The organism is Luteibacter sp., from assembly GCF_009912395.1.
Lineage (GTDB): Bacteria > Pseudomonadota > Gammaproteobacteria > Xanthomonadales > Rhodanobacteraceae > Luteibacter.
The window spans coordinates 119,202-145,644 of sequence record NZ_WNDO01000013.1 but is presented as its reverse complement, the minus strand read 5'-3'; the positions used below and the strand labels follow the sequence as shown (position 1 = coordinate 145,644).

The following is a 26,443-nucleotide window of genomic DNA, read 5'->3' as shown; positions in this document are numbered from 1 at the left end:
AGCCCGCTATAATCGGGGTTTGCCCGACGGGAATCCCCCTGTCCCTGGGCACGGCTTTCCTGACGGAGCGTCCATGCAATACATCTACACCATGAACAAGGTGAGCAAGATCGTCCCCCCGAAACGGGAGATCATCAAGGACATCTCACTGTCGTTCTTCCCTGGCGCCAAGATCGGCCTGCTGGGCATCAACGGTGCGGGCAAGTCGACCGTGCTGAAGATCATGGCCGGCGTGGACACCGACTTCCAGGGCGAAGCCCGTGCCAACCCGGGCACCAAGATCGGCTACCTCGCCCAGGAGCCAGATCTCGATCCGGAGAAGACCGTCCGCGAAGCAGTGGAAGAAGGCGTATCCGACGTGCTCGACGCGCAGAAGCGCCTTGAGGAGGTCTATGCCGCCTACGCCGAGGACGGCGCGGACTTCGACAAGCTCGCCAAAGAGCAGGAGGCCCTCGAAGGCCTCCTCGCCGCCAACGACGCCCACGCGCTCGAGCGTCAGCTCGAAGTGGCCGCCGATGCCCTTCGCCTGCCTGCGTGGGATGCCAAAATCGGTCCTCTCTCCGGTGGTGAGAAGCGTCGCGTAGCGCTTTGCCGTCTGCTGCTTTCCAAGCCCGACATGCTCCTGCTCGACGAGCCGACCAACCATCTCGACGCCGAATCGGTCGACTGGCTGGAAACCTTCCTGCACGACTACCCTGGCACCGTCGTGGCGGTCACCCATGACCGCTACTTCCTCGACAACGCCGCCGAGTGGATCCTCGAGCTCGACCGCGGCCGCGGCATTCCTTGGAAGGGCAACTACACCGAGTGGCTGGAGCAGAAGGGCGAACGCCTCGCGCAGGAAGCCAACCAGGAAAAGTCGCGCCAGAAGGCCCTCAAGAAGGAACTGGAATGGGTGCGCTCGGCCGCCAAGGGCCGCCAGTCGAAGGGCAAGGCGCGCCTGAACCGTTTCGAAGAGCTGAACTCGGTCGAGTACCAGCGCCGCAATGAAACGAACGAGATCTTCATCCCGCCGGGCGAGCGCCTGGGCCAGGAAGTCATCGAGTTCAAGAACGTCACCAAGTCGTTCGGCGACCGCGTGCTGATCGAAGACCTCTCGTTCAAGATCCCGGCCGGTGCCATCGTTGGCGTGATCGGTCCGAACGGTGCCGGCAAGTCCACGCTGATGAAGATGATCATCGGCAAGGAACAGCCGGACACCGGCGAGGTCAAGACCGGTCATACGGTCAAGCTGACCTATGTCGACCAGTCGCGCGACGCACTCGATCCGAAGAAAAACGTATGGCAGGAAGTGTCCGATGGTTCGGACATCCTCACCATCGGCACCTTCGAGATCCAGTCGCGCGCCTACATCGGCCGCTTCAACTTCAAGGGCACCGACCAGCAGAAGATCGTCGGCCAGCTGTCCGGCGGTGAGCGTGGCCGCCTGCACATGGCCAAGACCCTACTCCAGGGTGGCAACGTGCTGCTGCTCGACGAACCGTCGAACGACCTCGACGTCGAAACGCTGCGCGCGCTCGAAGACGCCCTGCTCGAGTTCCCGGGCTGCGCGATCGTGATTTCCCACGATCGCTGGTTCCTCGACCGCATCGCCACGCACATCATCGCGTTCGAAGGCGACTCGCACGTCGAGTTCTTCCCGGGCAACTACAACGAGTACGAAGCCGACAAGAAGCGTCGCCTCGGCGACGACGCCGGCCCGAAGCGCGTCAAATACAAGAAGCTCGTCTGACCTAGGTCAGACACAACACTGTAGGAGCGCGCTTGCGCGCGATAAGCCAACGAAGCGACGAAGCGGGGCCTCCCATCAGGCCCCGCCCATCGCGCGCAAGCGCGCTCCTACACACGCATTTCCCAAGCGAGGCCATCCGATGAACTTCATGACCGCCCTGAAGGACGCCTGGCGTCGCAACGACTCCCTCCTCTGCGTAGGCCTCGATCCCGAGCCGGGTCGCCTGCCGGCCGGATTGTCCGGCGAAGAAGGCATCTACACCTTCTGCCGCGACATCGTCGACGCCACGGCCGGTCTCGCCTGCGCGTTCAAGCCGCAGATCGCCCATTTCGCCGCGCAGCGTGCCGAAAGGGCCCTCGAGCGCGTGATCGCCCATATCCACGACCGTCACCCGGGCATCCCGGTCATCCTCGACGCCAAGCGCGGCGACATCGGCTCCACCGCGAAGCACTACGCGGCCGAAGCCTTCGAGCGCTACAACGCCGACGCCGTCACGCTCAACCCGTACCTGGGTCGAGACTCGATCGAACCTTTCCTCGAGCGCGCCGACAAGGGCGTCATCCTGCTCTGCCGCACGTCCAACCCCGGTGGCGCCGACTTCCAGGCCCTCGACTGCGGCGGCCAGCCGCTCTACGTACGCGTGGCCGAGACCGTCGCCCGGGAGTGGAACGGAAACGGCAACTGCGCCCTGGTCACGGGCGCTACCTGGCCGGAAGAGCTCGGTAAGGTGCGATCCGTCGTAGGCGACATGCCGCTGCTCGTGCCAGGTATCGGCGCCCAGGGCGGCGATGTGGCCGCCGTGATGCAACACGGCAAGACGCCGGACGGCACCGGCCTCATGATTTCCTCGTCCCGCGCCATCATTTACGCGAGCTCGGGCAAGGACTTCGGCGATGCAGCACATCGCGCAGCCGATGAAATGAGAAAATTGGTCAACTCGTTCCGCCACTGAGCGGCGAAACCAAAAGCAGTCGCAAATTGCACGCATTGGCAACTGCAGAAGGCTTACGCTGCCACTCCGGGGTATCCAACAATACCGGGTCTTCAGGCGCCAACGCGTTCCACCGGAGTTGTCATGCCAGCTACCAACCGAGGTTTTTCCCAACGTCTGCATGTCGCGCTGGACATGGCGGGCGTGAAGAAAGGCCGCGGCCGAATCACCCAATTGGCCGATCTTTTCGATGTCAGTAGGGAAACCGCACGAAAATGGCTCAGTGACCTGGGCCTGCCCGAACTGGAACGCCAGATCGACATGGCGGTGCGATTCGGCGTCAATTTCGAGTGGCTCGCCACCGGCCGCGGCGCACCCAATGGCGCCACGGGCGTCCGCGAGAGCCCTGCCCTCTACCGCGCCGATTCGCGCGAACAGCTTCGCCTGGTCGGGCTGGTGAGCCGCCTGTCCAAGGAACGCCGCAAGGCCTTGCTGGTGATCGTCGAGGCCCTGGCCGAAGCCGAATGAAGCAGCGCGCTCCTACGCTGTAGGAGCGCGCTTGCGCGCGATTTGCCTCAGTCGTCGCCAATCTCCATGCCCGGGAAAAGCACCTCGGTAAAGCCGAACTTTGTAAAGTCGGTGATACGCGAAGGATACAGTCGGCCGATCAGGTGGTCGCATTCGTGCTGCACGACGCGCGCGTGGAAGCCTTCGGCCGTGCGGTCGATCGGTTGGCCCTTCGGGTCCACGCCCTGATAGCGGATGAGCGAATAGCGATTCACCGCACCGCGCAGGCCTGGCACCGACAGGCAGCCCTCCCAGCCCTCCTCCATGTCCTGCGACAACGGCGTGATCACTGGATTGAGCAGGATCGTCTGCGGCACCGGCGGCGCGTCCGGATAGCGCTCGCTGCTGTCGAAACCGAAGATCACCAATTGCAGGTCGACACCGATCTGGGGCGCCGCGAGGCCCACCCCGCCGGCGTGGTGCATGGTGTCGAACATGTCGACGATGAGGGCGTCGAGTTCCGCCGAGCCGATCATGGCGTCGGGCACCGGCGGCGCGACGCGTAGGAGGCGCTCGTCGCCCATTTTCAGGATTTCGCGAATCATCGTGGCACCTGGGGAACAGGGGAATATGTCGAGCATGGCGCCGGAAGGCCTCCGGCTCAAGCCTCCCGCCCGATATCCCCGGCCTCCGGCCATTCGACCAATGGCTAATACGCGAAATCCCCGCCAGACATTGACCCCTGCCCCGGCGCGGACGACCCTTGTCCCATTCGCAAGGGGAGCTCCCGACATGCATAGCGCCGTACCCAAACCCAGTCCCGCGGGGAAGATCCTGTGGACTGCCATCGCCATCGTCGGCGCGTGGTGCCTCGGCGTCGTGGCCCTGCGCCGCGGCGAGCCCATCAACGCCATCTGGCTGGTCACGGCGTCGATCGCCGTGTTTCTCATCGGCTACCGGTTCTACGGCCGCTTCATCGCCCGCCATGTGCTGTTACTGGATCCCTCGCGGGCCACGCCATCGGTGCTCCGCAACGATGGCCTGGACTATGTGCCGACCGACAAATGGGTAGTGTTCGGTCATCATTTCGCTGCGATTGCCGGCGCCGGCCCGCTGGTCGGTCCCGTGCTGGCGGCGCAGATGGGTTATGTCCCCGGCACGCTGTGGATCCTCGTCGGCGTGGTGTTCGCCGGCGCCGTGCAGGATTTCATGATCCTCGGCCTGTCCCTGCGTCGCGACGGCCGCTCGCTCGGCCACATGCTGCGCGAGGAACTGGGCGAGGTGCCCGGTGTGATCGCGATGGTGGGCGTGCTGGTGCTGATGATGATCGTGCTGGCGGTGCTGGCGCTGGTCGTAGTCAAGTCGCTGACGCACAGCCCCTGGGGCACGTTCACGGTGGCGGCGACGATTCCCATCGCCCTGCTGATGGGCCTTTACCTGCGCTACATCCGTCCGGGACGCATCCTCGAAGTCTCGATCATCGGTCTGATCCTGCTGCTCGCTTCGATCTGGTACGGCAAGACGGTGAACGATACGCCCGCCCTGGCCGCGTTCTTCGACTTCGACGCGAAGGCGCTGGCCTGGCTGCTGATCGGCTACGGCTTCTTCGCCTCGGTGTTGCCGGTGTGGCTGCTGCTCGCCCCGCGCGACTACCTGTCCACCTTCCTCAAGATCGGCACCATCGCCCTGCTGGCCCTTGCGATCCTGCTGGCCGCCCCGTCGCTGCGCATGCCGTCGTTCACCCAGTTCATCGATGGCTCCGGGCCCGTGTTCCAGGGCAACCTGTTCCCCTTCCTGTTCATCACCATCGCCTGTGGCGCGGTATCTGGATGGCATTCGATCATCGCCTCGGGTACCACGCCCAAGCTGCTGGCCAATGAGCGCGAAGCCACCATGGTGGGCTATGGCGGCATGCTGATGGAGGCCTTCGTCGCGATCATGGCGTTGATCGCCGCGGCGTCGCTGCACCCGGGCGTGTATTTCGCCATGAACTCCCCGGGCGCCATCGTCGGCACCACCGTGGAGCAGGCCGCGCGCACCATCAGCGACTGGGGTTTCCTGGTCACGCCCAGCGAACTGGCGGAAACGGCGAAGAACATCGGCGAAGGCAGCATCCTCGGTCGTGCCGGCGGTGCGCCGACGCTGGCGGTGGGCATGGCCCAGTTGCTCCACGGCATCCTGCCCGGCGAAGGCATGATGGCCATCTGGTATCACTACGCCATCCTGTTCGAAGCCCTGTTCATCCTCACCACCGTGGACGCGGGCACCCGCGTCGGCCGCTTCATGATCCAGGAACTGGCCGGCATGGCCTGGGCGCCGCTGAAGCGCACCGATTCCTGGCTGAGCAACATCATTGCCACCGTGATCTGCGTGGGCCTGTGGGGCTACTTCCTCTACCAGGGCGCCGTCGATCCGCTGGGCGGCATCAACACGCTGTGGCCGCTGTTCGGCATCGCCAACCAGATGCTGGCCGCCATCGCCCTGCTGCTTGCCACGGTGGTCATCGTGAAGCTGAAGCGCGAGCGTTATGTCCTCGTGCCGGCGGTGCCGGCCGCGTGGCTGGTGATCTGCACCCTCACGGCTGGCTGGCAGAAACTGTTCGACGCGAAGATCAGCTTCACCGCCGCCGCGAACAAGTACGCGACCGCCATCGCGGAAGGCAAGCTGCTGGCTCCGGCCAAGACGGCGGAGGAAATGCAGCGTATCGTCACCAATAACCGCGTGGACATGGCGCTTACCGCCGCCTTCATGCTGCTGGTGCTGACGATGCTGTTCTTCTCGCTAAGGGTCATCGACCGCGCGTGGAAGGACAATCGCGTCACCGCCCACGAAGAACCGTTCGTGGCGCTGTCCAGCGTCACACCGTAAGGAGGTCGCCATGCTGAAGTACCCACGAGCACTATGGCGTTGGGCGGTGCAGACCGCCCGCCTCTGCTGCGGCATGCCGGACTACGACGCCTACGTACGGCACCTGCGCGCCCATCACCCCGAGCGCCCCGTGCCCAGCTACGGTGAATTCTTCCGGGAACGACAGGAAGCCCGCTACCGGGGCACGGGCGGACGCTGCTGCTGACTCAGGTTGACCTGCGGCGACCACGCCGCAGGTTACCCCGCGAGTCCACGATCATCGCTTGCATGGCCGCTGCCGCCTCATTGGGGCGGCGGCGCCGGATGGCCTCGTAGACATCGCGGTGGTACGGCAAGGAATACCGAAAATTCTTAGCCGACTGCGCCGACATGACGAAATAGGTGCCCAGGGCGGTCTCGATCACGGAGAACAACGAGCTAAGCAGCTCGTTGTTCGTCGCCGCAAGAATCGATTCGTGGAAACGCAGATCGGCCTGCGCCCAGGCGTCCAGGTCCGCCGCCTGCTCCATGGCATCGAGGGCATGGCCGATGGCCGCGAGCTGATCGGCGTCACGACGACGCGCCGCGGCCATCGCGGCAGCGGGCTCGATGATGCCGCGCATCTCCACCAGTTTCTCGACGAAATCGTCGGTAGGCATCGACGCACAGCGCCAGGCCAGCACGTCGGCGTCGAGATGGTTCCAGAAGCGCGGATCGCGTACGCGCATGCCGGTCTTCTGCCGGGTCTCGATGAGGCCTTTGGAGGCAAGCACCTTGAGCGCTTCGCGCAGGACGGTTCGACTGACCTCCATCTGCACGGCCAGCTGCGCTTCGGCAGGTAGCGCATCCCCGGCGTGGAACACCCCGCCGACGATGGATTCGCCGATTTCATCGATCACCCGCGCATGCAGGTTCCTGCCGATCGCTGCCCGTGCTGCCATGATGTCGTGCTACCCCTCCCTTCGAGTGGCGCACATCCTACTGGCAACGCGGGTTCTTGCGATGACGCGGCGCAGCGTAAAGCGCCGCTCAGACCTCGTGATGGAGCGCTTCCGCCGACTTGCGGCGACGCAGGCGCGGTGCGAGTTCCACCATGTACATGGCGACGAGCACGAGCCCTCCGCCCACGAGCATGCGCGTGGTCAGTTGGTCGACGCCCAGTGCGACGGCGAAGCCCGCCGCGAACACCGGCTCGGTGGTCATGACGATGGCGGCACGCGTGGCCGGCATGTGGGCCTGAGCCCAGGTCTGCACCAGCATGGCCAGCGCGCCCGCGATCAGCGCCATATAGAGCGTGGCGACCCAGGCGCTGGTGTCCGGCGGCAACATCGGTCCACCATGAGGCAGCGTCGCCAGCAGGCACACCGCAGCGATGCCGATCATCTGGATGGCCGACATACCGAACGCGTCACCCGGCTTCGACCAGTGGCCGAGGCCCACGATGTGCAGCGCGTAGAGCGCGGCGGAGCCGAGTGTCAGCAGCACGCCGAGATCCATGCTGAAACCGTTGAGCGCCAGCACGCCCAACCCGAACATGGCCAGCACCACGGCGCCCCATGTGCTCAAGGGCATGCGCTGGCGGAACAGCAGCAGCGCAAGGATAGGCGTGATCACCACGTACATGCCCGTGACGAAGCCGCTGACGCTCGGCGATGTAAGTGCAAGCCCTTCGGTCTGCAACCACTGGGCGATGCCGTAGAGCACGCCAAGGGCGAGACCGCGCAAGGTCTGCGCACGTCCGAGCCGACGCAACGGAACGGCGAACAGCACGAGCATCGTCACTGCGGCGATGCTGAAACGCACGGCGAGGAAATCGATGGGCGGCATACGCCCCACGACATCCTTGATCATGACGAAGGTGGAACCCCAGACCGCCGTGACACCGAGCAGGCCCAGGGTGGCGAGGCCACTGCCCTTGGCCGCGCTCATCGGCGCGTCCGCAAGACCTGGCCGGGAATCTTCAGCAGGAAGTGGGCCCAGATACCGAAGAACACCGCGCCTCGCACGAGGACATGCTTTGCCATCGGATCGTGCCTGCGAAACCACAGGTACATGCTGCGATGCTTATGCCGACTGACGAAGACCGGGCGCCGGCGACTGGAAACGCCTTTTCCATGCAACACACGCACGTCACCGGCGAGGATCACCCGATAGCCCGCATCACGGGCACGGCGACACAGGTCCATGTCTTCGCAATGCAGGAAGAAGGTCTCGTCGAAGCCCCCGAGGCGGTCGAAGACGATACGCGGCATGAGAATGATCGCACCCGAGACGATTTCCACGTCTTCGGCGCCGGCCGGCATCGGACCGGTGATGTCGATACCGCCAGGGCGTCCCAGCTTGGTGTTGATCGCGCGGCGCAGCAGCGGATCGTAGCGTCGTGACGCCGGGTCGGGACGGCCCTGGTCATCGCAAACCACCGCACCCACGATCGCCGTGTGGATGTCCACGTGCGATCTCAGTCGCGCGATCGTGTCCGGCTCGACGAGACAATCCGGATTGAGCACGAGCAAGTGATCGCCACGCGCCTCGGCGGCGCCTCGATTCACCGCAGGGCCGAAACCGAGGTTTGCCCGGTTGTAGACGACACGCACGCGCGCATCGTCCGCATAGGCCCGATCAAGCGATTCGGGGATGCCGTCGGCCGATCCGTTGTCGACGAGGATCAGCTCGACGGGCACGTCGCTGGCGAGCGCCTGCTCGACACAATCGCGCGTCAGGGGCCCGCTGTTGGCGAGCACCACGACGATGCTGGTAAGACCGGGAATGGCCAAGGCAGGATCTTCCGGTGGTTCAACCGACCCAGACGCGCGCATTGCGGAACATGCGCATCCACGGCGAATCCTCGCCCCACTGCTCCGGGTGCCAGCTCATCTGCGCGCTACGGAACACGCGTTCCGGATGCGGCATCATGATCGTGACGCGACCGTCGGCGGCGGTGAAGGCCGCCAGGCCGCCCGGCGAACCGTTCGGGTTCAGCGGGTAGAGTTCGGTGGGCTTGCCGCGGTTGTCGACGAAACGCGCCGCGCCGTGGCTCTTGGACGGGCTGCACGCGCTCGGGAAATGGACGCGGCCTTCGCCGTGCGCCACGGCGACGGGAATGCGCGAACCGACCATGTCACGGAAGAAGATGCTGCCCGCATCGAGGATCTCGAGCGTGGCCACGCGGGCCTCGTACTGTTCGGACTGGTTACGCAGGAACTGCGGCCAGTGCTTCGCGTCGGGGATGATGTCCTTCAGCTGCGACAGCATCTGGCAACCGTTGCACACGCCCAGGGCGAACTTGGAGCCATCCTCGAAGAAACGGGCGAACTGCTCACGCAATGCATCGTTGTAGAGGATCGAGGTGGCCCAGCCGCGACCGGCGCCGAGCACGTCGCCATACGAGAAGCCACCGCAGGCCGCGAGGCCACGGAAGTCCTTCAGGTGATGGCGACCGGTGGCGAGATCGGTCATGTGGACGTCCACCGCCTCGAAACCGGCGCGATCGAACGCCGCCGCCATCTCGACCGAACCGTTAACACCCTGCTCGCGCAGGATGGCGATGCGCGGACGCACGCCGGTGGCGATGTACGGCGCCGCGATGTCGGCGGTCGGATCGAAGGTGAGCTTCGGCGTGATGCCCGGATCGGCGTCGTCGAGGCGCCATTCGCTTTCCTGGTCGGCGCTGGCGGGGTTGTCGCGCAGGCGCTGCATCGCGTGGCTGGTTTCGTTCCAGGCGCGGAAGAGTTCGGTCCAGTTCCACTTGAACGGCGTCTCGCCGTTGAGGTGAAGCTTGATGCCGAGCTTTTCCTTCGGACGGCCCACGTTGTGGGTCATGCCGGCGAGGTTGTGCTTGACCAGCAACTGCTCGAAGGCTTCGCGGTTGGCCGAAGCCACCTGTACCACGGCACCCAGTTCCTCGTTGAACAAGGCGCGCAGCGTTGCGTCGGCCCAGCCGTCGAGGCGGATTTCCAGGCCGCAACGGCCGGCGAAGGCCATTTCCAGCAGGGTGACGATGGCACCGCCATCGGCACGGTCGTGGTAGGCGAGCAGCAGGCCGGAGCGGTTGGCTTCCTGGATCAGCTCGAACATCGCACGCAGGCGCTTTGCGTCGTCGAGATCCGGCGGCACGCCGCCGCCGCGGTTGAAGACCTGGGTAAGCGCCGAACCGCCGAGGCGGTCGCGGCCTGCGCCGAGGTCGATCAGCCACAGGTCGGTATCGCCACGGTCGAGCTTCAGCTGCGGGGTGAGCGTGCGGCGCACGTCGTCCACGCGGGCGAAACCGGTGATCACCAGCGACACGGGGGAGACGGTCTTCTGCGCCTTGCCGTTGTCGTCGGTCCACACGGTCTGCATGGACAGGGAGTCCTTGCCGACCGGGATCGAGATGTCGAGGCTCGGGCACAGCTCGATGCCCACGGCCTTCACCGCGTCGAACAGCGCGGCATCTTCGCCGGGGTGGTTTACCGCGGCCATCCAGTTGGCGGACAGGCGGATCTCGTCGAGACTGACCGAGGCGGCGGCCATGTTGGTGATGGCCTCGCCCACGGCCATGCGCGCGGCGTCGGCGCTGGACAGCAACGCGATCGGTGCGCGCTCGGCCATCGCCATCGCTTCACCGGTATAGCCGTTGAAGTCCGTCATGGTCACGGCAACGTCGGCCACCGGTACCTGCCATGGGCCAACCATCGGATCGCGATGGTTGAGGCCGCCGACGGTGCGGTCGCCGATGGTGATCAGGAAGTTCTTGCTGCCCACGGCAGGCAGGCGCAGGACGCGCATCAGCGCTTCGTCCATGCCGATGCCGGTGAGGTCGGCGACGAGATCGACGCGCGGCTTCACGCGCGACGCATCGCGATGCATGCGCGGCGGCTTGCCGAACAGGACATCCATGCGCAGGTCGATCACGGTGAGGTCGCGACGCGTGTCGCGCACGATCAGGCGCGCGTCTTCAGTGGCGTCACCCACCACCGCGAACGGGCAACGCTCGCGGGCGCAGAACGATTCGAACAGCGCCAGGTCTTCCTCGCCGATGGCGAGGACGTAGCGTTCCTGCGATTCGTTGCTCCACACCTGCATCGGCGACAGCGTGGGATCGTCGCAAGGCAGCTTCGACAGGTCGATGATGCCGCCGACGCCCGCGTCGTTGAGGATTTCGGGGATGGCGTTGGACACACCGCCCGCACCCACATCGTGGATGCTGACGATGGGATTGCGGTCGCCACGCGACCAGCACGAGTCGATCACCTGCTGGCAGCGACGCTCCATCTCGGCGTTATCGCGCTGGACGGAGGCGAAATCGAGTTCGGCGCTGGAGGTGCCGGAAGCCACCGACGAGGCGGCACCACCGCCCAGGCCGATGAGCATCGCGGGACCACCGAGCACGATCACCTTGTCGCCCGGACGCACGCTGCGCTTCTGCACGTGGTCGGGACGGATCGCGGCGAGGCCGCCGGCGATCATGATCGGCTTGTCGTAGCCGCGACGCACACCCTTCTCGCCGGTTTCCTGCTCGAAGGTGCGGAAGTAGCCACCCAGCGCGGGGCGACCGAATTCGTTGTTGAACGCGGCGGCGCCGAGCGGGCCGTCACGCATGATCTCGAAGGCCGACGCCATGCGTGGCGGCAGCGGGCGATCCTTTTCCCACGGACGCGGCAGGCCCGGGATACGCAGATGCGACACGGAGAAACCGGTGAGGCCGGCCTTCGGCTTGCCGCCGCGGCCCGTCGCGCCTTCGTCGCGGATCTCGCCGCCGGTACCCGTCGCGGCGCCCGGCCACGGCGCGATGGCCGTGGGATGGTTGTGCGTCTCGACCTTGATCGCGTACGGCGCGGCTTCCTTCACCGTGTGGAACACGCCGTTGTCGGGATTCACGAACAGGCGCTCGCCTTCGTAGCCCTCGATGACGGCCGCGTTGTCGTGATAAGCCGACAGCGTATGCGCGGGCGACTTCTGGTGCGTGTTCTTGATCATGCCGAACAGCGAGGCGTCCTGCGACTGGCCGTCGAGCGTCCAGGTGGCGTTGAATACCTTGTGGCGGCAATGCTCGGAGTTGGCCTGCGCGAACATCATCAGTTCGGCGTCGGTGGGCGCACGGCCCATCTCGGCGTAGCGCTCGGCGAGGTAGTCGATCTCGTCGTCGGTCAGGGCAAGGCCCAGCGTCTTGTTGGCCTGGGCCAGGGCGGCGACGGCGTCGTCGCCCAGTGCCACGTGGCCCAAGGGACCCGGCTCACCGACGAGGAACAGCCCGGAAGCTTCCGCGAGGCTGCTCAGCGGCGACTGCACCATCGGATCGCACAGCGTGGCCATCACGGCCGCATGGGCGGGGTCCGAGGCATCCGGCATGCCGACGAGGCGCCAGGCGATGCCGCGCTCGACACGACGCACGTCGAAACCGGCGCCGTGGAGGATGTCGGTGGCCTTGCTCGACCAGGGCGAGATGGTGCTCAGCCGCGGTACGACCCAGAGGGTAGCGTCCTCGGGCGCGGCGTCGCGGGCTTCCAGCACGGCCAGAAGCCGGGCGCGGGCCGTGCCTTCCGGCGGCGAGGCGGCGTCCACGAAGTACGTGAACCAGGCGGCCTGAACCCGCGTCCCGTGGTGCAGGGACTCCAGATGGGCGTTCAGTCGTTCGAGGCGAAACGGCGAAAGGGCGCTCTGCCCGTCGAGTGCGATCATACGGAGGGGAAAAGGCGCAGCTGGAAAACGCCCATTCTACATGATGTTGCAAGGCAGCATGGTGGCCTTGCGGCGCATGGGATGTACGGCGTCACCGCTGCGTGGGCGATCGCGCGCAAGCGCGCTCCTACGGGGCGGTGACGCCGAATGCCGACCGGGATCAGCCGCCCTTGGTGGTCAGGGCCTTCAGGAGTTGGGCCGGGGTGAGGTAGCCGCCCACCACGTCGCCGTTCTCGGTGACGATGGTCGGGGTACCGTTGACGCCCAGGCGCTCGCCCAGCTCGAACTCGTCCTTGACCGGGTTCGTGCAGGAAGCCGGCTTCACCGCCGCGCCGCTCATCGCCTCGTTGAAGGCGTTCTTGCGGTCGCTGGCGCACCAGACCGACACGGCCTTGGTGTACGACGGGGTGTCGTTGCCGGCCGTGGTCTTCAGGCCTTCGCGCGGCCAGAACACGTACTCGACGGCGATGCCCTGCTTGTTGAATTCATCGATATGGGCATGGAGCTGGCGGCAGAAGCCGCAGTCCACGTCGGTGAACACGGTCACGGTGTGCTTCGGGTTAGCCGGCGAGTAGACCAGCCGCTCGGAGGCCGGCACCTTGGCCAGGGCCGCCTTGCGGGTGACCGCCCAGCTCTGGGCGCTGAGGTCGGTCTTGTCCTTCAGGTCGACCAGGTTGCCGTTGATCATGTAGCGGCCGTCGGCGGTCACGTAGACCATGCGGCCGGACGCCACCACCTGGAAGAAGCCGGGCATCGGCGCGGGGGTGACGCTCTCCACCTTGATCCCTGGGGCCAGGGCCTCGACCGCTTCGCGGGCGGCCTTGCCCGCGTCGTCGGCGGCCGCCGCCGTGGCGGCAAAGGCGCCCAGGAGCAGCGCGGGGAGGATTTTCTTCAGCATCGGTACGACTCCATCTGTGACCGGGGGATACGTGGACAGTCTTTGAACGTTTCCCGTGCGATCGGTTCAATCCATTGTGGCATGGACCTTCAGCCGCGCGGGTGATGCTGGGCGTGAAGGCGTTTCAGCCCTTCCTTCGCTACCAGCGTGTAGATCTGCGTGGTGCTCAGCGCGCTATGGCCCAGCAGCATCTGCAGTGCGCGCAGGTCGGCCCCATGGTTGAGCAGGTGTGTGGCGAAGGAATGACGCAGCACGTGCGGCGAGACACGTTTTGCGGGAATGCCCACCTGCAGCGCGTAGCGCTTGACCAGGGTCCAGAACATCTGCCGCGTCATCGCGTCGCCGCGTCGCGAGAGAAATAGCGCCAGCGGCTGGCCATGGCCCTTGGCGAGCAACGGCCGCGCTTCGCGCAGGTAGGTCTCGATATGCGCCAGCGCCTCTTCGCCCACGGGAATCAGGCGATCCTTGCCGCCCTTGCCCGTCACCCGGAGTACGCCCTGGCGCGGATTGAGGCCGGATAACGGCAAATCGACGAGTTCGGACACCCGAAGCCCCGACGAGTACATCAATTCCAGCATGGCGCGATCGCGCTGGCCGAGTGGCGTGCCGAGGTCCGGCGCCACGATAAGTGCTTCGATCTCGCGTTCCGCGAGCGCCTTGGGCAGGCCACGCGGCATACGCGGCCGCTGCATCAATAAGGTGGGATCTTCACGCGCACCGCCCTCATCGCGCGCCAGCTGCGCATAGAAACGCCGGAACGCGGACTGCCGCCGCGCCATGCTTCGCACGGATACGGGTTGGCTGCCATGGTAAGCGGACAGATCTTCGCGCCCCGCCGTCGCCAACCCACATCCACGCGTTCCCAGCCAACGCGAAAGCTGTTCGAGATCGCGTCGATACGCTTCGAGCGTGCGCTCGGCGAGACCATCTTCAGACCACACGCGCTCGATGAAACGATCGATGAGACGGGCGTCGTCGGTGGCGAGTTCTTCTGTCATGCTCGAATGGTCGCATGTCAGCATCGAAAGAATCCGAACGGAAGCATTCCATGACCTCGTCCGCTCCGATCTCCCCCTCCTGGCGTCGCTTCGCAGCGATCGTCTACGACGCGCTGGCCGTCGTCGCCATCGTGATGGTGGTGGGCTTGCTGGCCCAGATCGCGACCGGGGGGCAGCTCGCGGATGCGAAGGGGCATCTGCTCGCGTGGTGGTACCAGCCGCTGCAAGGCGTGGTGGTAGGCGCCTACTTCCTGTTTTCGTGGCTGCGTGGCGGGCAGACGCTGGGCATGCGACCCTGGCGTATCCGGGTGACCGATCGCGATGGCCAACCCGTCGACTGGCGTCGCGCCCTTATACGGCTGGCGATCGCGGCGCTGCCCGTGGCGCTGTTGCTCATCCGCCCGCTGACCTCGCTCCAGGTGGCGCTGTATGCGCCCCTGGCCGGCTGGGTGCTCCTGCTGCTTCCGTCGCTAGTCGATGCCCGATGCCGAGCGGTTTACGACATGGTCGCCGGGACCGAGGTCCGTCCGATTACTTGAACTGGTCGCTCGCGGGCACCCACGAGCCGTTCGCCGAGGGCTTCGACGGCACGTTGATCTTGATCGTCGGCTCGCAACCGGCCGGCAGCGGACCACCCGCGACCCGGGCCGTGGCACAGAACGCCGTGTTGTCGATGGCGACCGGACGCGCACCGACCGTCGTGGCGTTGGCCGGCGGAAGATCCGCGGCCAGCGGCTTCGACGGCGCCATAGTCTGGTTCTTCACCAGGTTGTCGGCGTTGTCGTGATCGGGCTTGGGCGGCGGATCGCCACCGCAGCCCAGCGTGAACAGCGACACCGCGTTCATCTTGCCGCCCGCGCTGCCAGGACCGGCCACGCAGTTGAGGCGCAGCCCCCTCGGCAAGGGCACGGTGAAATGCGTGGTGGCCTTGTCCGACGCCTGGCGCAGGGCGGTATCCACCGACGATTCGCCCTTCGGTGTCCAGTCCTTGTCGAACCGGGTCGACTTGTATTCGATCTTGACGTGCTGCCCCGGCTGCACCGTGACGTTGCCACGCGGTTTCAGCTCGACGTAGGAGCCGACCTCGCCCGTCTTGTCGCCCTGGCCACCGACCACGCCATCGTCGCGCTGCGACGTACCGTTGGCTCCCTTCGTGCGCTGGCTGTCGTCCACGCCCTTGGGCGAGCCGGGCGTACCGGCGCTATCCGCGGCGGCAGCATCGGGCGTACCCGTGCCGGATGCGGATGCCACAGGGGGACCCATCGCGGGCGCGGGTGTCGCGCCCTGCCCCTGGGACGACGAGGACTTCTCGCCGGACTTGCCCTGCCCATCCTTCGCCGCCTGCGCGGTCGCTTCACCCGTGACGCTTTCGCCCGGTGCCTGAACCTGTCCGGGCGGTGCCGGCGAGGTGTCGGCGCCAGCGACCGGACGCTGCACCTCGGCAGGCGTCACCGCTGGCGCCTGCACCGCCGGGCGCTCGGTCGCGGCGACCGGTGCGGAGACATCGGGCTTCGCCACGGCATCGGGCAACGGCACAGCTTCCAATTGCGCCTCTACCTCGACCGCCGGGGCGCGCACCGTTTGCACCGACACCTTTGGCGGCACGGGACGATCGGCGGGCGCGACCTCAGGACGCTGCGGTGCCGACGGCTCCTGCGCGATGGCCGGCAGCGGTTCGTCCTGCGGCGTGGGCGGTGCCGACGAGGCCTCGACCTCAGGGCGCGGCACCGTCGCCAGCGTGATGGGTGCGGTCGGTACCGGTGTCGTGCGATCGGAGGTGATCTGCGGCGGAGTCGGCGTGACGGCGGCCTGCGAGGCCGGCGTGGGCGGAATCGCCAGCGAGGCCGGCGGCGGCATCACGGCCGTGCCCTCGGCCTGGGCCTTGCGCACGGGTTCGGGCTGGAACTTTGGCGGCACGACTTCGGGACGCGGCGTGTCCATAGCAAGGTCAGGTGGCGCCTGGGTGGGCACCGGCACCTGTTCGAGGTCGCGCTGCTTCGGCGGGGCCTTGGGCCGCGTCGACGGTTTTTTTTCCTCGGCCACGGTGTTCGGTGCGGGAGCGGCCGGCTTCGGGGTCGGCTTGACCGGCGGTGCGGGCGCCACGGGCGTCGCCTTCGCCGGCCGCGACTTGGTTGCACTGGCGACGGCGGCGGCATGGGTGCCCCCCGACGCGGCGGCTGACGCCGCCGAACGCTTCGTATTCCAGGTGGTTTGCACAACCGGCGCGCGCGACTGGGTTCCACGCTTGGGCGGCAACGGTGCGGGCGGCTTGTCGATGAGCCGCACCTTGAGCACGTCGGCGTTTTCCCGCTCGGGCGGTGGCGGCAACGTCTCGTAGGCCGGGCCGAGCACGAAGCCGAGCAGGAACAGGAAATGCAGGACGATCGTACCGACCCAGGCGGCGATGCGAAGCAGGCTTTCGCGCGGTTTTTCGCGCAGGATGCGTCGGTAGAAGAGCGCGCGCATGGCCGCCTCGCGGGGCGAGACGGGCAGCGATTCCTCGGCGATCGGGCGATCGCTGTCCGGCGGCAATGGGGTCGACATGGATGGCTAGTGTCCATCCTCCTGCGATGCAGGACAATCGTTTCCTATTGACCTGTGCGGTGCGCCCGTTCGGCGTTTTCCTGGTCCATCGCCTTGAGCGGCGTATCGCTGGGGCAACCGGCCATCACGGTCTCGTTGCGCCGGTAAGAGGCGACGCACTCGGCCTCGCTCGGCGGAGGCGGCGCGTTCGGGTCGGATGCCAGGGGTTTGGCCGGTGCCATGTTGAGGCGGGAGTCGCCCACCTTGGCCGAGGCCTTGGAGGGATCCTCGCCACTGCAACCGGCCGGCAGCACGAAGAACACCGTGGCGCAATTCACGCGGACACCATGACCGAAGTCGATGGTCTTCTTGACTGTCGTCTTCTCGACCGCCTTGCGCAGGCCCTGGTTGACGATGTTCTCGTCACGCGGCGCCCAGTCCTTTTCGAAGCGGGTTTCCTTGTAGGTCACCGTCGTTTTGTGCGACATGATCTGCGCATCGCCGTTGGGCTTGGGCGGTACGAAGTCCGCCTGCGTCGGCGCGCCCGCCTTCGGCATGGCGATGGAGCCGTCCTTGCCGAAGAGGTTCAACGTGGGTGCCGGTGCGGGGGCCTCGGCTGGCGGCGCCGGCTCCTCCTTCTTAGGTTGCGGCGGCTCGGGGCGCGTGGCCTCGCGCGAGCGCACCTTCGGCGGCGGCTCGGCCACGGGCGGCGGAGGTGGCGCATTGGCGACCGCAGGTGCGGGAGGTGTTGGCTCGATGAAACGCACCTCCATCACCTCGTCCTTGTCTGTCGGCACGGCAAAGGCGACGAGCGGCCTCGGCTGCATCTCGTAGCGCACCAGGAAGATCAGCACGATGTGAAAGACCAGGGCCAGCGCAAGGGCCAGCGTGAACCGCACCCGGTCACGCGGCGGCGGCCGCCGGCCAATGGCCCGCAGCATGGCAACCGTGGACGGATCGATCGGCGCCAGACCGCCCTCGCGCGACAATGCGTCCGGCGCAAGCCGGTGCGTTTCGACGAATGGCGGTGGCGCCTTGCCTGGATATTGCACGCGAGCGAAATCCCTTCTTGAACCGCGAAGAATGAACGAGCATAGCGATTTACGGATAAACGCAAACGTAAGCCCCGGGCCCTAGACCGCGCATGAGCCGGAAGATTCCCCGCGGCACTTGATTCCCGAGCCCCGAAGGAGAACCCTTGGGCTGGGCTCTGCCCGCATCACCGCCATGACCGCCCGCTGTGCCGGGCGACCGTGACGGCCCGCCATCGTCATGCCGGAAGGCGTGCCCGAGGCGACGCCGAGGATGACGCCGCGTCCACACGCTTTCCTTCCCACTGAAGGAGGGTCGCATCGTGTCTCCATCCACGGAACGTATCCGCAGCCTCGCCCTTGCCGGCCACGCCGGAGCCGGCAAGACCACATTGTTCGAAGCCATGCTGTACGCCGGCGGCGCACTCAACGCCATGGGCCAGGTGGAACGCGGCACCACCGTCTCCGATACCGATCCGATGGAAAAGGCCCGAGGCCATTCCATCGACACCGCTATCGCCTCGATCGAGCGCAACGGGTATCGCATCCATCTCGTCGATACGCCGGGATACGCGGATTTTCGTGGTCCCGCGATGGCGGCACTTGCCGCCACGGACACCGTGGCCATCGTGGTGAACGCCGCCAACGGTATCGAGCACGGCACGCGTTCGATGATGCAATACGCGAAGGAGCGCGGGCTCGCGCGCATCCTCATCGTGAATCGCATCGATGCCGACGGGGTCGACCTGCCCGCACTGATCGATGCCTTGCGTAGCGAATTCGGCAGCAAGTGCCTTCCCCTCAACCTGCCCGCATCACAAGGGCATGCCGTACGCGATGCGTTCTTCCAGACCGGCGGCGATACCGATTTCTCGTCTCCCGGCGAAGCGCACCAGCGACTCATCGACCAGGTGGTCGAGATCGACGACGAGGTGATGGAACACTATCTGGACGCTGGCGAGTCGTCGCTCAGTGCGAACGAATTGCGCGGCGCCCTTGAGCATTGCCTGCGCGACGGGCACCTCGTTCCCATCGTTTTCACCGGAGCCCGCGACGGTGTCGGGGTGAGCGAGTTGCTTGAACTGGTGGAGCGCATCCTGCCCTGCCCCACCGAGGTCAATCCGCCGCCGTTCCAGGCCGATGACGGCAAGCCGTTCGCGATCTCCGCGGATGCCGACGGGCACGTCGTCGCCGACGTCTTCAAGATCGTCAACGATCCTTTCGTCGGCAAGCTGGGTGTCTTCCGTGTCTGGCAAGGCACCGTGCGCAAGGATTCGCAGCTGCTGGTGGACGACGGTCGCAAGCCCTTTCGCGTCGGCCACCTGTTCCGGCTTCGCGGCAAGGATCATGTCGAGGTGGACGAGGCCTTGCCCGGCGACATCGTGGCCATCGCCAAGGTCGACGACATCCACTTCGATGCCGTGTTGCACGACGCGACGGAGGAAGGACGCATCCACCTGGCAGCCGGCAGCTTTCCCGCACCGATGTTCGGCGTGGCCGTGGAACCTGCGCACAAAGGCCAGGAACAGAAACTCTCGCAGGCTCTGTCAAAGCTGACCGAAGAAGATCCCTGTTTCCAGGTCGAGCATCACAAGGAGCTCAACGAGACGGTGATCTACGGCCTGTCCGACCTGCACGTGAAACTCATGCTGGAGCGCATGAAGGCCCGCTATGACGTGGACGTGACCACGCATCCGCCGCGCATCGCCTATCGTGAAACCATCGGCGGACCCGCCGAAGGACACCATCGGCACAAGAAGCAGACCGGCGGTGCCGGGCAGTTCGGCGAAGTGTTCCTCCGCGTCGAACCGCTCGAACGCGGCAAGGGCTTCGTCTTCGAGGACGGCACCAAGGGCGGCGTGATCCCCGGCCAGTTCATGCCAGCCATCGAGAAAGGCATCCGCCAGGCACTCGATGGCGGCGCCGTGGCGGGCTATCCGATCCAGGATGTCCATGTGGTGGTCTACGACGGCAAGCACCATCCCGTGGATTCGAAGGAGGTGGCCTTCGTGAGCGCCGGTCGCAAGGCCTTTCTCGACGCCGTGTCGAAGGCGCGACCTCAGGTGCTGGAGCCGGTGGTGGACCTGGAAGTCTCCATTCCCGACAACTACGTCGGCGACGTTACTGGCGGGCTTGCCTCGAAACGTGCGCAGATCATGGGTACCGATTCGCTGCGCGGCGGCGAGACGCTGATCCGTGCCCGCGTGCCCCTGGCGGAACTGACCGACTATCCGACCCAGCTGAAATCGATGACGGGAGGACTGGGGCGATACGCGATGGCCTTCAGCCATTACGACGCGGTACCGCCGGGCGTGCAGAAAAAGCTGGTGGAGGCGTGGAAGCCGAAGGTGGAAGAGGACTGATGCGGCCGTCGCTTGCGTGCGACCGGCGAAACGAGGCCGATCGCGCGCAAGCGCGCTCCTACATGGCAAGCGGCGCGATCCGTGCCTGAGCTTACTTCGCCGACTTGCGCTTCGGCTTCAGCATGGTGCCGATGCACTTCGGCGAGCCGCAGCGGCAGGCCCAGATCTTCTTCAGCCGGGCCGTGTGCGGCATGTCGAGCGTGATGCCGTAGTCGTAGGTGAGTTCTTCACCCGGCGCGATGTCGCGGATCGCCTCGATCAGCACGCGGTCCTTCTTCGACGGCTTGCCCTCGACGGCTTCCTCGATCAGGGCCTGGCAGTTGGGATCGCAGCTGTGGTTGATCCAGCGGGCGATGTTGCCGTTGCTGTTGCCGTCGACGATGTAGCGCTCGTTGAGCGTGAACAGGAAGGTGTGGCCGGTTTCGCCACCGTCGCCGTACCGCTTGTCGGCCTGGGCGTGGGTGATGTGATCGCCCTTGTATTCGATGATTTCGTCACCGGCCTGGATGTGGGCGGTGGCGAAGACGCCGTTTCCATGGATGGGGGAACGGCGGGCGGCGATGCGTCGGGTCATGGGCGATTCGAGATTGGTCAAGCGGAACGGCCATGATGCCTGCTCGGCCTTCGCTTGGGAACCGCGTTTCAAACGCCTGTCTCGCGCCGGCCGTGAACGGACGCTACCATCGATCCTCTGTTCGACGCCCAACGCCGGAAGCCCAAGGGATGAGCCCGATCATTCGCATGCATGCCGTCCGAGCGGCCACCCTCGCCGCCATCGTCCTCCTCGCCGGCTGCGGCCCCGCGAAGAAGAGCGTGTTCCCACCGACCCTCTCGCTCCAGGAAGTACACGCCAAGGCCGGCGGTACCTGGCACGTGACCCTGCGCGTCCGCAATAACAGCTACGGCTCCATGGCCTTCGACCGCTTCCAGGGCACCCTGCGGGTCGGCCAGTTGGGCGGCGTGCTGCTCGACGCGAAGATCGACCAGGACATCCCCTCCTTCGCCGCCGACGTCACTCAGGTGGACATCCTGCCTACGCCCGACATGTCCAAGGCGCTGGCCGAGCTGGCCGCCAAGGGCAGCGCGGGCACACTGCCCTACACCATCGAAGGGCACATCACCGGCACCCCGGAACAGGAAGACAAGCCCCGCTCGTTCGACGTGCGCGGCAAGGACTGGCTCTCGCCCGTCCCCGGCATCCCCGACACCTATCGCTGACCATCACCCAGCCTTTGCCAGGACATCCCATGACGATCTACAAAGCCCCGCTCGACGACATGCGCTTCGCGCTCTACGACGTGCTCGGCGCCGAAGCCGTGCTTGCCGGCCTCACGGGCGGCGAGGCGCATACGCGCGACCTGCTCGACGCCGTGCTGGACGAATCCGCCCGTTTCAACGAGCAGGTGCTCGCCCCGCTGAACGCCTCCGGCGACGCCGAGGGCTGCCACTACGACAAGGCCACCGCCACGGTGACCACGCCCAAGGGCTTCAAGGAAGCCTATCGCCAGTACGCCGAAGGCGGCTGGGCTGGCCTCACCGCGAAGGAAGAACACGGCGGCCAGGGCCTGCCGGCCGTGTTGGGCCTGCTGACCAAGGAAATGATCGACGCCGCCAACCTGGCCTGGGGCATCTACCCGCTGCTGTCGCACGGCGCCATCGACGCCATCGACCATCATGGCGAGCAGTGGCAGAAGGAGCGCTTCCTGAAGCCGCTGGTCGAAGGCCGCTGGACGGGCACCATGTGCCTGACCGAGCCGCAGGCCGGTTCCGATCTCGGCCTGCTGAAGACCCGCGCCGAACCGAACGGCGACGGCAGCTACCGCGTCAGCGGCACCAAGATCTTCATCTCGGCCGGTGAACACGACTTCGCCGAGAACATCGTCCACCTCGTGCTGGCCCGCCTTCCCGATGCGCCGGCCGGCAGCCGCGGCATCTCGATGCTTGTGGTGCCCAAGTTCAAGGTGAACGAGGACGGCTCCCTGGGCGAGCGCAATCACGCAGCCGCCGGCGCCATCGAGCACAAGATGGGCATCAAGGGCTCCGCCACCTGTGTCATGAACTTCGACGAAGCCCAGGGCTGGCTGGTCGGCGCCCCGCACAAGGGTCTCATGGCGATGTTCACCATGATGAACGCGGCTCGCCTCGGCGTCGGCGTCCAGGGCCTGGCCGTGGCCGAACGCGCCTTGCAGAACAGCCTCAACTACGCTCGCGAGCGCCTGCAGATGCGCGCGCTTTCGGGCCCGAAATTGCCGGAAAAGCCTGCCGATCCGCTGGTCGTCCACCCGGACGTGCGCCGCATGCTGCTGACCCAGCGCGCCTTCATCGAATCCGGTCGCGTGCTCGCTGCCTATGCGGCCCTGCAAAGCGACATCGAAGCCCGCCATCCAGACGCCGACAAGCGCAAGGAAGCCGGCGAGCTGCTGTCCTTCCTCATCCCCATCGCCAAGGGCCTGCTGACGGAGGCCGCGCAGGAATGCACGAAGGAAGCCCTGCAGATCTTCGGCGGCCACGGCTTCATCGCCGAGCACGGCATGGAGCAGTTCGTGCGCGACGCGCGCATCATCACGCTCTACGAGGGCACCACGCAGATCCAGGCCCTCGACCTGCTCGGCCGCAAGGTTATGCAGCTGCAGGGCGCAGGCCTGAAACATTTCCTCGGCGAGATCCAGGCGTTCTGCAAGGCCAACGTCACCAACGACGCGGTCAAGGCGCTGGTGATGCAGCTTGCCGCCGCTACCGCCACCTGGGGCGAACTCACCCAGAACCTCGCACAGAAGGCCCAGGCCAACCCGGAGGAACTGGGCGCCGCAGCGGTCGACTACCTGTACTTCTCGGGCTATATCACCCTGGCCTACTTCTGGGCTCGCAGTGTCGTTGCCGCCGATACCCTGCCTGCCGCGCGCAAGCAGGCCAAGATCGACACGGCGAACTTCTACTTCGCCCGCATCCTGCCCCGCATCGTGCTGCACAAGGCGGGCATCGAGGCCGGCGTGGCGACGCTGCCGGACATCGCGTAAGAGGTAAGGCCAAAGCGTGAACCGTAAGCCCCGCCAACGGCAGCTTACGGTTCACAGCGCGCAACGCGACTCACAGGGGGCGCAAGCCTCCGACTTACGCGGCAGGTACTTCCCCCCGCCCATCCATCAGGTGTAGAACTGACCGAACCGGACACCCTTCGACCCAACGGTTCCCGACCTGATGAGCGATCCAGCGTTTCTTATCCGTCTCGCCGAGAGCGACGATGACGATTTCATCCTCGGCCTTGTCCACCGATTCATCCACTTCCCGCTGCCCAACGGCCGCACGAAGACCGACTGCCTGAAAGGCATCGAAGCCGACCTCGTAAAGCACCTCGACGAGCAACCGTCGAACAGCTACGTCTTCATCGCCGAGAACGACGAAGGCGACCCGGTCGGCTTCATCCACCTGCAAAAGACCAAGGACTTCTTCACCCACCGCGACAACTGCCATATCTCCGATATCGCGGTGGCGGAAAAGTACGAAGGAACCGGCGTCGGCAAGGTGCTGCTCGATCACGCCTATGGCTGGGCCAAGGACCATCGCTGCCAGTTCGTGACGCTGGCGATGTTCCCTGGCAATGAGCGCGCACGCGAGCTCTACATCAAGCACGGCTTCGACACCGACTTGATCCGCATGGCGAAACCGGTCCGCTGAGCTTGCTCGTCGTTGCGTGAAAACAGGAATCCAGCGCCTCGGAGGGCGTTGCATTGGCCTTTGCGTACCGATTGCCCCGCGCTAGATTCCAGCGTTCGCTGGAACGATGGTTTGCGAGCTCGTCGTTCCTGTCAAAACAGGAACCCAGCGCCCCGGTTCGACAGCATGGCGAGGGCGCTGCATCGGCCTTTGCGTAGGAGACCGCGAAGCGACAACCGATTGCCCCGCGCTGGGTTCCAGCGTTCGCTGGAACGACGATTCGCCAGCCTCGTCGTTCCTATGAAAACAGGAACCCAGCGCCCCGGTTCGCCAGCACGGCGAGGGGGCTGCATCGGCCTTTGCGTAGGAGGCCGCGAGGCGACAACTGATTGCCCCGCGCTGGGTTCCAGCGTTCGCTGGAACGACGATTCGCCAGCCTCGTCGTTTCTGTGAAAACAGGAACCCATCGGCACGGCGACATCGCCAGATCGCCAACGAAAAAGGCCGCCCAAGGGCTGCCTTTTCGAAAACGACGCTACTGCGAAGCTCAGGCTTCGACAGCAGCCGGCGCTTCCTTCGCTTCACGCGCGTCAAGACGAGCCGCCATGCGATCGATGTTGGCGAGCGAGACGAGGTGGGCGTAGATCCAGCCGAAGGCGCCTTCGCGCAGGAACTCGTGGGCCACCTTTTCGTCGAGGGCGCGCAGGCGCTCTTCGTTGATGACGAACAGGCCGTTGAGGTTGATGCCGCCCTTGCCTTCCTTCTGCAGGGTGATGGTGCGCGGCTCGAGCAGGTTGTGCTCGCGCAGCTTGCCCATGAACCACTGGGTGCGGGCGACGTGGTCCTGGAACTCGCCGAGGAAGTTCACGGCGTTGGTCAGGGCCGGGGCGTCGGTGCCGTCTTCGTTGAAGAGGCGCTCACCGTCCGTCTCGTTGAAGCCTTCATAGGCCTCGTCGAGGAACACGGTGAAATCGTCGCCCTCGGTGCCGGCCGGCTTCTCGGCCAGCACGAACGGATAGCGGCGGACGAAGGCCGGGATGTAGATGCCCTGCTCCCAGAAGCCGTTTTCGCCGATGAGGAGGTTCTCGTTCTGACGCAGACCGAGAAGGGCCATCGGACCGGCGGTCTCGATGCTCTCACCCGCGAACAGGATCGGGAAATCGCGGCAGGCCGGGGCGAACTCGACGCCCGTCAGCGGCACGGAGTGGGCCTTGACCGCGAAATTGATGTTGTTCACGGCCTTCAGGCGAAGGTCGCGATGGGCGGTGCGGTTCAGGGGAACCGGACGCTCGTAAAAAAGCACTTCTGCCACTGTCTATCCCTCTGGGACCCGGCGGACCTGGGAAGCCACCCCGGCCCCCCTTCCAAACCCGTCGGGTTCATGTGCGAACGCCCACTATAGCAGCGGCGCAAGGCTGCAACAGCCCCGCAAGAAGCGTACCGGACGGATGCTTTTCTGTAGCAATTATGGGCTATGCTCGGGCCAAGGCCCCCTTTGGAGGCCGGGATCGCACTGCGATCCGCACGGAGTTCGGCTTGCTGGAACGCTCTTTCGCTGTTTTATGTGAAGGACGAGACACGATGACGATGGAAGTGCTCCATGACGACCTGCCAAGGGTCACCGCGTTGCATGCAACGCGGGTGCTTTCCCTCGACGCGGCAGGCCGCATCCTGGACTGGATCAGTTGGCAGGACGCAGTCTGCCTCTATGTACGCGGCGTGGTCGCCTGGACCCTGGGCGACCCATGCGTCACCGTCCACGGTGGTACCAACCGCGACAGCGGTCTGCGCAGCAGCCTCCAGCTCCACCCCATCGTCGCCAGCACCGGCCACTGCCGCGAACACGCGATCGACCCCGCCCCGGCCCTGACCAACACGGCGCTGTTCGCCCGCGACCGCCACATCTGCCTTTACTGCGGCGCCCAGTTCACCCGCCACGAACTCACCCGCGACCACGTGGTACCCCTGTCCAAGAAAGGCCAGGACGAATGGGAAAACGTGGTCAGCGCCTGCCTGGCCTGCAACCTGCGCAAGAGCAACCGGACCCCGCAGCAGGCCAACATGCCCCTGCTGGCCGTGCCCTACCGTCCGAGCTGGGTCGAGCACCTGATCCTGTCCAATCGCAACATCCTGGCCGACCAGATGCAGTTCCTGGTAAGTCACCTGCCGAGGGACCGCCGGCGCCTGTAAGGCCCGTTCCAGCGCGGCAAACCGACGCGATCCGGCCTCAGCCCGCGTCCTGCCCCCGTCTTTTCACGCGACGTCCCTTGCCCCGGCCCCGCCGTAGGCGAACAATACGCGT

Annotated in this window: 22 protein-coding genes; 11 read left to right on the top strand and 11 right to left on the bottom strand. The window is 66.0% G+C overall.

Annotated elements, in window-relative coordinates; all coding sequences use genetic code 11:
- The first annotated feature begins 73 nt into the window (after nt 1-73).
- The 3 genes from ettA to GAK28_RS13345 all read left to right on the top strand — a co-directional run bounded on the left by ettA (nt 74) and on the right by GAK28_RS13345 (nt 3,191).
- The gene (gene ettA, locus GAK28_RS13355; RefSeq protein ID WP_291779843.1) at nt 74-1,732 is read left to right on the top strand and encodes an energy-dependent translational throttle protein EttA; all 1,659 of its coding nucleotides are present in this window, start codon (nt 74-76) and stop codon (nt 1,730-1,732) included.
- A gap of 139 nt (nt 1,733-1,871) precedes the next feature.
- Complete coding sequence (pyrF, locus tag GAK28_RS13350; protein WP_291779841.1) at nt 1,872-2,684, top strand: orotidine-5'-phosphate decarboxylase; 813 nt, start codon at nt 1,872-1,874, stop codon at nt 2,682-2,684.
- A 123-nt stretch (nt 2,685-2,807) separates the two neighbouring features.
- Nucleotides 2,808-3,191, top strand: a complete 384-nt coding sequence (locus tag GAK28_RS13345) for a DNA-binding protein (protein ID WP_291779839.1) — start codon at nt 2,808-2,810, stop codon at nt 3,189-3,191.
- A 47-nt stretch (nt 3,192-3,238) separates the two neighbouring features.
- Here the strand turns inward: GAK28_RS13345 and def are convergent, their stop codons facing one another.
- Nucleotides 3,239-3,775: a peptide deformylase gene (gene def / locus GAK28_RS13340; protein ID WP_291779836.1), complete on the bottom strand. Its 537-nt coding sequence runs from the start codon at nt 3,773-3,775 to the stop codon at nt 3,239-3,241.
- A gap of 187 nt (nt 3,776-3,962) precedes the next feature.
- Between def and GAK28_RS13335 the strand changes: the two genes are divergently transcribed.
- Together GAK28_RS13335 and GAK28_RS13330 are read left to right on the top strand one after the other, a co-directional pair.
- Nucleotides 3,963-6,038 (top strand): carbon starvation CstA family protein, encoded by a 2,076-nt coding sequence (locus tag GAK28_RS13335; RefSeq protein WP_291779833.1) that lies wholly within the window; start codon nt 3,963-3,965, stop codon nt 6,036-6,038.
- A gap of 10 nt (nt 6,039-6,048) precedes the next feature.
- Nucleotides 6,049-6,243 (top strand): YbdD/YjiX family protein, encoded by a 195-nt coding sequence (locus tag GAK28_RS13330; RefSeq protein ID WP_291779829.1) that lies wholly within the window; start codon nt 6,049-6,051, stop codon nt 6,241-6,243.
- 1 nt (nt 6,244) lies between these two features.
- On the opposite strand, the gene GAK28_RS13325 is transcribed toward GAK28_RS13330, so the two are convergent.
- The 6 genes from GAK28_RS13325 to xerD form a co-directional block, all read right to left on the bottom strand.
- Nucleotides 6,245-6,958, bottom strand: coding sequence for a FadR/GntR family transcriptional regulator (locus tag GAK28_RS13325; RefSeq protein ID WP_291779827.1), 714 nt, complete (start codon nt 6,956-6,958; stop codon nt 6,245-6,247).
- An 88-nt stretch (nt 6,959-7,046) separates the two neighbouring features.
- The gene (locus GAK28_RS13320) at nt 7,047-7,946 is read right to left on the bottom strand and encodes a DMT family transporter (RefSeq protein ID WP_291779824.1); all 900 of its coding nucleotides are present in this window, start codon (nt 7,944-7,946) and stop codon (nt 7,047-7,049) included.
- Nucleotides 7,943-8,791, bottom strand: a complete 849-nt coding sequence (locus tag GAK28_RS13315; protein ID WP_291779821.1) for a glycosyltransferase family 2 protein — start codon at nt 8,789-8,791, stop codon at nt 7,943-7,945. Before GAK28_RS13315 ends, GAK28_RS13320 begins: the two co-directional genes overlap by 4 nt.
- 19 nt (nt 8,792-8,810) lie before the next feature.
- A complete protein-coding gene (gene purL, locus GAK28_RS13310; RefSeq protein ID WP_291779818.1) occupies nt 8,811-12,674 on the bottom strand; it encodes a phosphoribosylformylglycinamidine synthase in 3,864 nt (1,287 codons plus the stop codon).
- A gap of 160 nt (nt 12,675-12,834) precedes the next feature.
- Entirely contained in the window at nt 12,835-13,572 is a 738-nt protein-coding gene (locus tag GAK28_RS13305) for a DsbC family protein (protein WP_291779815.1), read from the bottom strand.
- Nucleotides 13,573-13,661: 89 nt separating this feature from the next.
- Nucleotides 13,662-14,570 carry a site-specific tyrosine recombinase XerD gene (xerD, locus tag GAK28_RS13300; protein ID WP_291779813.1) on the bottom strand — a complete coding sequence of 303 codons (909 nt, stop codon included), beginning with the start codon at nt 14,568-14,570 and terminating at the stop codon, nt 13,662-13,664.
- A gap of 50 nt (nt 14,571-14,620) precedes the next feature.
- Between xerD and GAK28_RS13295 the strand changes: the two genes are divergently transcribed.
- The gene (locus GAK28_RS13295) at nt 14,621-15,109 is read left to right on the top strand and encodes an RDD family protein (protein WP_291779810.1); all 489 of its coding nucleotides are present in this window, start codon (nt 14,621-14,623) and stop codon (nt 15,107-15,109) included.
- Here the strand turns inward: GAK28_RS13295 and GAK28_RS13290 are convergent.
- Nucleotides 15,102-17,114 carry a hypothetical protein gene (locus tag GAK28_RS13290; protein ID WP_291779808.1) on the bottom strand — a complete coding sequence of 671 codons (2,013 nt, stop codon included), beginning with the start codon at nt 17,112-17,114 and terminating at the stop codon, nt 15,102-15,104. The two genes, GAK28_RS13295 and GAK28_RS13290, sit on opposite strands and share 8 nt — an antisense overlap.
- Before the next feature lie 44 nt (nt 17,115-17,158).
- Nucleotides 17,159-18,145, bottom strand: coding sequence for a hypothetical protein (locus GAK28_RS13285; RefSeq protein ID WP_291779805.1), 987 nt, complete (start codon nt 18,143-18,145; stop codon nt 17,159-17,161).
- Between the two features lie 302 nt (nt 18,146-18,447).
- On the opposite strand from GAK28_RS13285, the gene fusA reads away from it, so the two are divergent.
- The gene (gene fusA, locus GAK28_RS13280) at nt 18,448-20,487 is read left to right on the top strand and encodes an elongation factor G (RefSeq protein WP_291779802.1); all 2,040 of its coding nucleotides are present in this window, start codon (nt 18,448-18,450) and stop codon (nt 20,485-20,487) included.
- Between the two features lie 91 nt (nt 20,488-20,578).
- On the opposite strand, the gene GAK28_RS13275 is transcribed toward fusA, so the two are convergent.
- Nucleotides 20,579-21,061 carry an SET domain-containing protein-lysine N-methyltransferase gene (locus GAK28_RS13275; protein WP_291779799.1) on the bottom strand — a complete coding sequence of 161 codons (483 nt, stop codon included), beginning with the start codon at nt 21,059-21,061 and terminating at the stop codon, nt 20,579-20,581.
- 149 nt (nt 21,062-21,210) lie between these two features.
- Here GAK28_RS13275 and GAK28_RS13270 point away from each other — a divergent pair, with 149 nt between their 5' ends.
- The 3 genes from GAK28_RS13270 to GAK28_RS13260 all read left to right on the top strand — a co-directional run bounded on the left by GAK28_RS13270 (nt 21,211) and on the right by GAK28_RS13260 (nt 24,162).
- Nucleotides 21,211-21,705 (top strand): hypothetical protein, encoded by a 495-nt coding sequence (locus GAK28_RS13270; protein WP_291779796.1) that lies wholly within the window; start codon nt 21,211-21,213, stop codon nt 21,703-21,705.
- Between the two features lie 29 nt (nt 21,706-21,734).
- On the top strand, nt 21,735-23,504 hold the full coding sequence (locus GAK28_RS13265) for an acyl-CoA dehydrogenase C-terminal domain-containing protein (RefSeq protein ID WP_291779792.1): 1,770 nt from the start codon (nt 21,735-21,737) through the stop codon (nt 23,502-23,504).
- A 181-nt stretch (nt 23,505-23,685) separates the two neighbouring features.
- A complete protein-coding gene (locus GAK28_RS13260) occupies nt 23,686-24,162 on the top strand; it encodes a GNAT family N-acetyltransferase (RefSeq protein ID WP_291779789.1) in 477 nt (158 codons plus the stop codon).
- A gap of 526 nt (nt 24,163-24,688) precedes the next feature.
- On the opposite strand, the gene GAK28_RS13255 is transcribed toward GAK28_RS13260, so the two are convergent.
- Nucleotides 24,689-25,453: a SapC family protein gene (locus tag GAK28_RS13255; RefSeq protein ID WP_291779786.1), complete on the bottom strand. Its 765-nt coding sequence runs from the start codon at nt 25,451-25,453 to the stop codon at nt 24,689-24,691.
- Nucleotides 25,454-25,722: 269 nt separating this feature from the next.
- Between GAK28_RS13255 and GAK28_RS13250 the strand changes: the two genes are divergently transcribed.
- Nucleotides 25,723-26,331: an HNH endonuclease gene (locus tag GAK28_RS13250; protein ID WP_291779784.1), complete on the top strand. Its 609-nt coding sequence runs from the start codon at nt 25,723-25,725 to the stop codon at nt 26,329-26,331.
- The last annotated feature ends 112 nt before the right edge of the window (nt 26,332-26,443 follow it).

Coding starts and splice junctions, on each gene's coding strand:
- ettA (WP_291779843.1), top strand. CDS start 74: ATGCAATACATCTACACCATGAACAAGGTGAGCAAGATCGTCCCCCCG.
- GAK28_RS13250 (WP_291779784.1), top strand. CDS start 25,723: ATGACGATGGAAGTGCTCCATGACGACCTGCCAAGGGTCACCGCGTTG.
- GAK28_RS13275 (WP_291779799.1), bottom strand. CDS start 21,061: ATGACCCGACGCATCGCCGCCCGCCGTTCCCCCATCCATGGAAACGGC.
- pyrF (WP_291779841.1), top strand. CDS start 1,872: ATGAACTTCATGACCGCCCTGAAGGACGCCTGGCGTCGCAACGACTCC.
- GAK28_RS13295 (WP_291779810.1), top strand. CDS start 14,621: ATGACCTCGTCCGCTCCGATCTCCCCCTCCTGGCGTCGCTTCGCAGCG.
- GAK28_RS13320 (WP_291779824.1), bottom strand. CDS start 7,946: ATGAGCGCGGCCAAGGGCAGTGGCCTCGCCACCCTGGGCCTGCTCGGT.
- GAK28_RS13335 (WP_291779833.1), top strand. CDS start 3,963: ATGCATAGCGCCGTACCCAAACCCAGTCCCGCGGGGAAGATCCTGTGG.
- GAK28_RS13305 (WP_291779815.1), bottom strand. CDS start 13,572: ATGCTGAAGAAAATCCTCCCCGCGCTGCTCCTGGGCGCCTTTGCCGCC.
- GAK28_RS13290 (WP_291779808.1), bottom strand. CDS start 17,114: ATGTCGACCCCATTGCCGCCGGACAGCGATCGCCCGATCGCCGAGGAA.
- purL (WP_291779818.1), bottom strand. CDS start 12,674: ATGATCGCACTCGACGGGCAGAGCGCCCTTTCGCCGTTTCGCCTCGAA.
- GAK28_RS13345 (WP_291779839.1), top strand. CDS start 2,808: ATGCCAGCTACCAACCGAGGTTTTTCCCAACGTCTGCATGTCGCGCTG.
- def (WP_291779836.1), bottom strand. CDS start 3,775: ATGATTCGCGAAATCCTGAAAATGGGCGACGAGCGCCTCCTACGCGTC.
- GAK28_RS13265 (WP_291779792.1), top strand. CDS start 21,735: ATGACGATCTACAAAGCCCCGCTCGACGACATGCGCTTCGCGCTCTAC.
- GAK28_RS13260 (WP_291779789.1), top strand. CDS start 23,686: ATGAGCGATCCAGCGTTTCTTATCCGTCTCGCCGAGAGCGACGATGAC.
- GAK28_RS13270 (WP_291779796.1), top strand. CDS start 21,211: ATGAGCCCGATCATTCGCATGCATGCCGTCCGAGCGGCCACCCTCGCC.
- xerD (WP_291779813.1), bottom strand. CDS start 14,570: ATGACAGAAGAACTCGCCACCGACGACGCCCGTCTCATCGATCGTTTC.
- GAK28_RS13330 (WP_291779829.1), top strand. CDS start 6,049: ATGCTGAAGTACCCACGAGCACTATGGCGTTGGGCGGTGCAGACCGCC.
- GAK28_RS13325 (WP_291779827.1), bottom strand. CDS start 6,958: ATGGCAGCACGGGCAGCGATCGGCAGGAACCTGCATGCGCGGGTGATC.